The organism is Streptomyces sp. NPDC059003 (assembly GCF_042740445.1).
Lineage (GTDB): Bacteria > Actinomycetota > Actinomycetes > Streptomycetales > Streptomycetaceae > Streptomyces.
Window position 1 is genome coordinate 1 of record NZ_JBHYJH010000281.1, and the last position, 7,618, is coordinate 7,618.

The following is a 7,618-nucleotide window of genomic DNA, read 5'->3' on the forward strand; positions in this document are numbered from 1 at the left end:
AGGAGCGGGGTCTGGGGCGGAGCCCCAGTTCGGGAAGGGGCGGGTCTGGGGCGCCACCCGCGAGGGCCTACCCGGCCAGCTCAAGCTCCAACAGCCACTCCACGACCTCGGTCCGGTGCCGCGCCTGCCGCGGATCGTCCCCCCAGACATACAGCCCGTGCCCGGCCACCACCACCGCCGGCACCCCCACCCGCAGCGCCGCCGCCAGCCGATCCCCGAGCACCCCCATGTCCTGACTGTTCTCGATCACCGGCAGCGTCACGGAGACCTCGTGCGTCGCGTGCCCGAGCCCCTTCAGCATCTCCAGGTCACGCAGTTCGATGCCGCCGGGCCTGCGCCGCCCCATGGCCACGGACGCCACGGTGTGCACGTGCACGACGGCGCCCGCGCCCGTGAGCCGTACGACACGCGCGTGCAGCGCGGCCTCGGCCGAGGGCCGCCCCGCGCCGAGCGCACCGCCCGCCGCGTCCGTCAGGACCACGTCGGAGGGCGTGAGTTCGCCCTTGTCGCGCCCGCTGGCGGTGACGGCGAGCCGCAGGGGATCGCGGGAGACGACCACGGACAGGTTCCCGGACGTGCCGCGCATCCACCCGAAGGAGGCGAACCGCGCGGCCTCGGCCGCGAGCACGGCCCCGGCCTCCTCCAGGTCGAGATCGAGGCCGGGCCCCGACGTGCTCAGGCCGACCTCGTCGAACGAGGCGATCTCCGCGTGCGCGCCGACGCCGTCGGCGAAGTACGGCTCACCGGCCCGCCGCACCCCGACGGTCCGCCACCCGGCATCGCGCGCCGCGTCCAGCTCGCCGCGCCGGTCGGAGAGGAACAGGGTGCGCCCGGGCGGCACGCCGATGTCGGCGGTGATGGCGCGGTAGGAGCCGGACTCCTGCTTGGGCCCGGCGTTCTCCGTGTCGTACCAGCCGCTGACCAGGCCGTCGAGCCGCCCCTCGGCGGAGTGCGTGAACCACGCGTGCTGCGCGGCCACCGAGCCGGACGAGTACACGTACAGCCGGATCCCCGCTGCGTACCAGCTCCGCAGGCGCGGCACGACGTCGCCGAAGAACGGCGCCACGAGGTCGCCGCTCGCGAACCCCTCGGCCCAGATGACGCCCTGCAGCGCCTTCAGCGGGCTCGCCTTGCGGTCCTCGTCGGCCCAGGCGCCGAGGACCTTCTCGATCCGGGCGGGGTCGGCGTCGGGCTCCCCGGTCTCCTCGCGGATCCGGGCGACGGCCCGCGCGACGACCGCGTCGTGCGCCCGCTCGGCGAGCAGCGCGCCGAACCGCTCGCGGGCGTACGGGTACATGACGTCCACGACGAACCCCGTGGCGCTCGTGGTGCCCTCGATGTCGAGGACGACCGCGTCCACCGAACCGGGTGCGAACGCGCCGGCCGTCACGTCGCGTACCCCGCGTGCACCGTGTCGAAGTCCGGGAAGCGCCCCGCGATGTCGCTGCCGGTGAAGGCGGCGATCCAGCCGTCCTCCTCGTGGAAGAACCGGATCGCGGTGAACGACGGGGACGTGCCCATGTCGAACCAGTGCGTCGTGCCGCGCGGTACCCCGAGCAGATCGCCCCGCTCGCAGTACACGGCGTGCACCTCGCCGCCCGCGTGGAGGTAGAAGATCCCGGCGCCCGCGACGAAGAAGCGCACCTCGTCATCGTCGTCGTGGGTGTGCTCGGCGAGGAACTTCTCGCGCGCGGCCCTCGCCTTCTCCGGCCAGCCCGGGTCGTCGCTCGGGTGGAGCGCGACGACGTCGACGGTCCGGAAGCCCTCCTCGGCGTTGAGCTGGTCGATTTCGGGGGCGTACGCGGCGAGCACCGCGTCACCGGCGGCGTCGGCCGGTACGTCCGCGCGCACCGGCCACTGCTCGTAGCGCACGCCCAGGGGTGCGAGCGCGGCGGCGATCTCGACGGGGTCCGCCGTGCGGCGCACGACGGTCTCGGGGCCGGACTCCGGCCACGTGGTGAGGAGAGTCATCGGTCGCTCCAGAAGGCGGGAACCAGAGGGCGAAAAGCGGTGCGGGGCCGGGCAGTTGTACGGATCGTAGCCCGGCGTGGGCCGCCGTCACGAGGCCTCCCACAGCGTGGACGGCGCCTCCCTGCGCACCACCGGAGCGATCTCCTCCGCGAACCGCTGGAGGGTCTCGACCTGTTCGCCGCGCGGGAGGCCGAAGCCGTCGACCGTGATGGACTGCAGGTCGTGCCGGTACACCTCGTGGTAGCCGAGGAGCTTGTCGATGATCTGCTGCGGCGAGCCGATGAGCTGGGGCCCGTCGGCGATGGCGTCCTCGATGGTGCGGAACGGCGTGTTGTAGCCCGCCTTGCCCTCGAGATGAGGCTTGTACGTCTGCCGCACCTTCGCCTCGTACAGGTCCCGGTAGCGGCTGACCGCCTGCTCCGCGCTGTCCGCGATGAGCAGCCCGCCCGAGCCCGCCGCCACGTGGGCGCGCGCCGGATCGTGGCCGTGCGCCTCGAACCGCTCGCGGTAGTGCGCGATCAGCTTGGCGTACGCGGCACGCGGCTGGATGGCGTTGGCCGTGAACAGCGGGTCGCCGTGCAGGGCCGCGAGCTCGGGGGAGTTCAGGGACGTCGCCGAGCCGTGCCAGACGCGCGGCGGGCCCGAGTACGGGCGCGGCACGGTCGTCACGCCCTTCAGGGCGGGCCTGAACTCGCCCTCCCAGTCGACGTTCTCCTCCCGCCACAGGCGGCGGAGCAGCTCGTACTTCTCCTTCTGCAGGTCCCACTGGCGCGCCTCGTCGAGCCCGAACAGGTCGAAGTGGCCGGCCTCCGCGCCCTTGCCGATGACCAGCTCCAGGCGCCCCTGGGAGAGCAGGTCGAGGGTGGCGTAGTCCTCGGCGACGCGCACCGGGTCCAGGATGGCGACGACCGTCACGCCGGTGAGCAGCTTGATCCGGGTCGTACGGGCCGCCAGCGCGCCGAGCACGACCGTGGGGCTCGACGAGAGGAACGCGCCCGCGTGCCGCTCGCCCACCGCGTACGCGTCGTACCCGAGCCGCTCGGCCTCGACGCCGACCTCGACGACGTCCGCCAACCGCTCGGCGGGCGCGGGAAGTTCACCGGTCAGCGGGTGCGGGGAGTGGGAGATGAGGGAAAGCACCTGAAACTTCATGCTTCAAATGTGCGGGCCGAACATTGCGGCGGTGTGGCGGCGGCGTGGCACGTGCTCCCGGGCACGGCATATGCTCCCGGGCACGTGTAAGGGGCGGTCGCCATGGCGACCGCCCCTTACCGAGCACTCCTGGGTCAGGCCTTCTTGCCCAGCAGGTCCTCGACCTTGCCGCGGACCTCGTCGGTCGCGAGGCCGCGGATCGTCAGCGTCGTACGGCGGCGCAGCACGTCGTCGGCCGTCTCGGCCCACTCGTTGTCGCGCGCGTAGACGACCTGCGCCCAGATCTCCGGGGCGTCCGGGTGGACGCGCTCGGCGAGCTCCGGGTTCTCGTTCGCCAGGCGGGCGATGTCGAACGACAGGGAGCCGTAGTGCGTCGCCAGGTGGCGGGCGGTGTCGGGCGCCATGCGCGGGCCGGGCGCCGGGCCGTCGACCAGGAGGCGGTGGGCGACCGCACGCGGGTTGGCGATGCCGGGCAGCGGGAGCTTCTTCGGCAGCGTGGAGATCGGCTCGTAGTCGTCGCCCAGCGGGTGGCCCGGCAGCGACTCCAGCTTCTTCATGATCGTCCGGCCGATGTGGCGGAACGTCGTCCACTTGCCGCCCGCGACCGACAGCATGCCGCCGCGGCCCTCGGTGACGACCGTCTCGCGCTTGGCCTTCGAGGTGTCGCCGGGGCCACCCGGCAGCACGCGCAGACCCGCGAAGGAGTACGTGATCAGGTCGCGGGACAGCTGCTGGTCCCGGATGGAGAAGGCCGCCTCGTCGAGGATCTGGGCGGTGTCCTTCTCGGTGACCGAGACGTCGCGCGGGTCGCCCTCGAACTCCTCGTCCGTCGTGCCGAGGAGCAGCATGTCCTCCCACGGCAGGGCGAACGTGATGCGGTACTTGTCGATCGGCGTGGCGAGCGCGGCCTTCCACGGGGCGGTGCGCTTCAGGACCAGGTGCGCGCCCTTCGACAGGCGGATGGAGGGCGCCGCGTCCGGGTTCTCCATCTTGCGCAGGTGGTCGACCCAGGGGCCGGTCGCGTTCAGGACGAGGCGGGCGTTCACGCCGAACTCGTCGCCGGAGAGCCGGTCCTTCAGCTCCGCGCCCGTGACCCGGCCGCCGGTGAAGCGCAGGCCGGTGACCTCGGCGTGGTTGAGGACGACGGCGCCGGCCTCGGCGGCCGCGCGGACCGTCATCAGGGCCATGCGGGCGTCGTTCATCTGGTCGTCGCCGTACACGGCCACGGCCTTCAGGTTGTCGGTGCGCAGCTCCGGCACGTCCTGCGCCGCCTTGGCGGGGGAGAGCAGGTGGCCGACGCCGTCGCCGAACGCCGAGAGCGCCGAGTACGCGAAGACGCCCGCGCCGAGCTTCGCGGCGCCGTGCGGGCCGCCCTTGTACACCGGCAGGTAGAAGGTGAGCGGGTTGGCGAGGTGCGGTGCCACCTGACGGGACACCGCACGCCGCTCGAAGTGGTTCTCCGCGACCAGCTTCACCGCGCCGGTCTGCAGGTAGCGCAGACCGCCGTGGAGGAGCTTGGAGGAGGCGGAGGAGGTGGCGCCGGCGAAGTCGCCGGCGTCCACCAGGGCCACCCTGAGACCGGACTGCGCGGCATGCCAGGCCGTGGAGATGCCCAGGATTCCGCCGCCGATGACCAGGAGGTCGTACGCCGCCTTGGACAGGCGCTCCCGGGTCTCGGCACGGCTCGGGGCGCTGCCGCTGGCCGGCGGCGTCCCGAGAGCCGAGATGGCGGGGCCGCTCTCAAGGGTGGTCATGGTTATAGCTCCTGTCAGCTCTCGTCTTCGAGCCAGCCCATGGTCCGCTCCACGGCCTTGAGCCAGTTCTTGTACTCACGGGCGCGGGTGTCCGCGTCCATGCGGGGGGTCCATTCGGCGGCCCGGCGCCAGTTGGCGCGCAGGTCGTCGGTGGAGGACCAGAAGCCGACGGCGAGACCGGCGGCGTATGCGGCGCCGAGGCAGGTCGTCTCGGCCACCATCGGGCGCACCACCGGCGCGTCCAGGAAGTCCGAGAGGGTCTGCATCAGCAGGTTGTTGGAGGTCATGCCGCCGTCGACCTTGAGGGCCGCGAGCTCGACGCCGGAGTCCTTCGTCATGGCGTCGGTGATCTCGCGGGTCTGCCAGGCGGTGGCTTCCAGGACGGCGCGCGCGATGTGCGCCTTGGTGACGTACCGGGTCAGACCGGCGATCACACCGCGGGCGTCGGAGCGCCAGTACGGGGCGAACAGACCGGAGAAGGCCGGCACGAAGTAGGCGCCGCCGTTGTCCTCGACCGAGGACGCGAGGGTCTCGATCTCGGCGGCGGACTTGATGAGCCCCATCTGGTCGCGCATCCACTGCACGAGCGAGCCGGTGACGGCGATGGAGCCCTCGAGGGCGTAGACGGGCTTGTTGTCACCGATCTGGTAACCGACCGTGGTCAGCAGCCCGCTGTACGAGTTGATGGCCTTCTCACCGGTGTTCATCAGCATGAACGTGCCGGTGCCGTACGTGGACTTGGCCTCGCCCTCGGCGAAGCAGGTCTGGCCGAACAGGGCCGCCTGCTGGTCGCCGAGCGCGGACGCGACGGGGATGCCGCCGAGCAGCTCGCCCAGCTTGCCGCCGGTGACCTCGCCGTAGACCTCGGCGGAGGAGCGGATCTCGGGGAGCATCTGCATCGGCACGCCGATGGAGTCGCAGATGCGCTCGTCCCACTGCATGCTGTGGAGGTCCATCAGCAGGGTGCGCGACGCGTTGGTGACGTCGGTGACGTGCTTGCCGCCGTTGACCCCGCCGGTCAGGTTCCAGATGACCCAGGAGTCCATGGTGCCGAAGAGGATGTCGCCCGCCTCGGCGCGCTCGCGCAGGCCCTCGACGTTGTCGAGCAGCCAGCGGGCCTTGGGACCGGCGAAGTAGGACGCGAGGGGCAGGCCCGTCTCGCGGCGGAAGCGGTCCTGGCCGACGTTGCGCCCGAGCTCCTTGCACAGGGCGTCGGTGCGGGTGTCCTGCCAGACGATGGCGTTGTACACCGGCTGGCCGGTGTTCTTGTCCCACAGCAGCGTGGTCTCACGCTGGTTGGTGATGCCGATGGCCTTGATGTCGTCGCGGGTGATGCCGGCCTTCTCGATGGCCCCGGCGACGACCTCCTCGACGTTGGCCCAGATCTCGGTGGCGTTGTGCTCGACCCAGCCCGGCTTCGGGAAGATCTGCTCGTGCTCCTTCTGGTCGACGGAGACGATCCGCCCGTCCCGGTCGAAGACGATGCAGCGCGAGGACGTGGTGCCCTGGTCGATGGCCGCGATGAAGGGGCCTGCGGTGTGTGCGTCGGTCACGGTGTGCTCCTGAAGTACGTGTGGTGGTCGGCGGGATCGCTCAGAACAGCTTGAAGATGTACGCGGCGAGAGCGCCGCCGATCAGCGGTCCTGCCACGGGAATCCACGCGTACGACCAGTCCGAGCCACCCTTGTTGGGGAGCGGCAGGAGCGAGTGGACGATGCGGGGGCCGAGGTCGCGGACCGGGTTGATGGCGTAACCCGTCGGTCCGCCGAGCGAGAGGCCGATGCCGACCACGACGAGCGCGGTGATCAGGGCACCGAGGGTGCCGAGGCCGTTGCCGCCGTCGTTGAGGCCCTGGGTGAGGATCGCCAGGACGAGCACGGTCGTGGCGATGATCTCGGTGATGAGGTTCTGCACGGCGTTGCGGATCTCGGGGCCGGTCGAGAAGATGCCGAGCACGGGGCCGGCCTGGGGCGCGGCCTTCTGGTCCACGAGGCCTTCCTCGGCGGGCTGCGCCTTGATGATCTCGGGGTCGGTGAGGTGGGCGTGGAACTGCCCGTAGTACGTCGCCCACACCAGCACGGCACCGATCATGGCGCCCAGGAGCTGCGAGCCCAGGTAGAGCGGTACGTCGCTCCACTTGGTGCCGCCCTCGACGGCGAGGCCGACGGTGACCGCCGGGTTCAGGTGGGCGCCCGAGACGCCTCCGGCCAGATAGGCCGCCGTCAGGACCGCGAAGCCCCACCCGAAGGTGATGGCGAGCCAGCCGGCGTCCTTGGCCTTTGAGCGCTTGAGCGTGACGGCGGCGCACACGCCACCGCCCAGCAGGATGAGCACGGCGGTACCGATGGTCTCGCCGAGAAAGATGTCGTGGCTGGACACCCGCGACTCCTTTGTCCTTCGTCCAGGGAAAGGCGAACCCCGGGTCCCTCCGGTGGTCCGCGCCCTCAGGTGAGGGCGTTTCCGGCCCTAGGCTCGCCCCACTCTAACTCCTAATGTCGTTAGGTGTTCGACAATGCCGACCGGTGGACGCGAGTCTGACTCTGGGGTTACCAGCGCGTCAAGACTTCTGTAATTGAAAACACGATCGTTATTGATCGTTTAGAGCTATCAAGGGGCGAAGGGCGCCGGGCCGTCCGGCGCGTATTCAGCCCGTCCGGCGTTTGAGGACGAGGCCGAAGGCCGATGAGCGGGGGTCCCAGGGGGCGCAGCCCCCTGGTTCGGGAAGGGGCGGGCCTGGGGCG

General features: G+C 71.3%; 6 protein-coding genes. All 6 read right to left on the minus strand.

Features of this window, described 5'->3' with window-relative positions:
* Positions 1-67: 67 nt before the first annotated feature.
* Positions 68-1,390, minus strand: coding sequence for an acireductone synthase (gene mtnC / locus ACFWZ5_RS43315; RefSeq protein WP_384792716.1), 1,323 nt, complete (start codon positions 1,388-1,390; stop codon positions 68-70).
* Positions 1,387-1,971 carry an acireductone dioxygenase gene (locus ACFWZ5_RS43320; protein ID WP_384792720.1) on the minus strand — a complete coding sequence of 195 codons (585 nt, stop codon included), beginning with the start codon at positions 1,969-1,971 and terminating at the stop codon, positions 1,387-1,389. The genes mtnC and ACFWZ5_RS43320 overlap by 4 nt, the downstream gene beginning before the upstream one ends.
* 87 nt (positions 1,972-2,058) lie before the next feature.
* Positions 2,059-3,123, minus strand: coding sequence for an LLM class flavin-dependent oxidoreductase (locus ACFWZ5_RS43325; protein WP_384792723.1), 1,065 nt, complete (start codon positions 3,121-3,123; stop codon positions 2,059-2,061).
* Between the two features lie 134 nt (positions 3,124-3,257).
* A complete protein-coding gene (locus ACFWZ5_RS43330; protein ID WP_384792726.1) occupies positions 3,258-4,877 on the minus strand; it encodes an FAD-dependent oxidoreductase in 1,620 nt (539 codons plus the stop codon).
* Positions 4,878-4,891: 14 nt separating this feature from the next.
* On the minus strand, positions 4,892-6,430 hold the full coding sequence (gene glpK / locus ACFWZ5_RS43335) for a glycerol kinase GlpK (protein WP_384792729.1): 1,539 nt from the start codon (positions 6,428-6,430) through the stop codon (positions 4,892-4,894).
* 40 nt (positions 6,431-6,470) lie between these two features.
* Positions 6,471-7,256 (minus strand): MIP/aquaporin family protein, encoded by a 786-nt coding sequence (locus ACFWZ5_RS43340; RefSeq protein WP_384792732.1) that lies wholly within the window; start codon positions 7,254-7,256, stop codon positions 6,471-6,473.
* Positions 7,257-7,618 lie beyond the last annotated feature (362 nt).